We start from the raw sequence: 290 nt of genomic DNA, 5'->3' as shown, positions 1-290 counted from the left end.
CTGGTCCACAGGTAGTGGCCGGGCAGGACGATCACGTAGCGCCACTTGGAGAAGGTCTTGGCGCGGTGATGTCGTCTGCACAGCGGGACGAGGTTGCAGGGGCAGGTCGCGCCGCCTTGGCCGTGGGGTGTCGCATGATCGAGATCGCAGCGCGTGGCTTGTTTCGGGCAGCCGGGGAACCGGCACGTGTGGTCGCGTAGTTCGACCCGGTGGCGGAGGCGGTCGGGGATCTCGTAGGAATCCACGGGGACGCAGTCGGCGAGGTCGATCACCGGGCGCACGATCACGGT

Annotated in this window: 1 protein-coding gene; it reads right to left on the bottom strand. The window is 67.6% G+C overall.

The genetic code is table 11. The features are described 5' to 3' along the window. Window positions 1-272, bottom strand: a 272-nt coding sequence (locus tag ACOADB_RS14750) for an HNH endonuclease signature motif containing protein (RefSeq protein ID WP_378600004.1), incomplete at its 3' end; no start/stop codon positions are given. Between the last annotated feature and the right edge of the window lie 18 nt (window positions 273-290).

Source organism: Nocardioides sp. CPCC 206348, from assembly GCF_048654705.1.
Classification (GTDB): domain Bacteria; phylum Actinomycetota; class Actinomycetes; order Propionibacteriales; family Nocardioidaceae; genus Nocardioides.
This window is presented reverse-complemented; position numbering and strand designations above follow the sequence as displayed.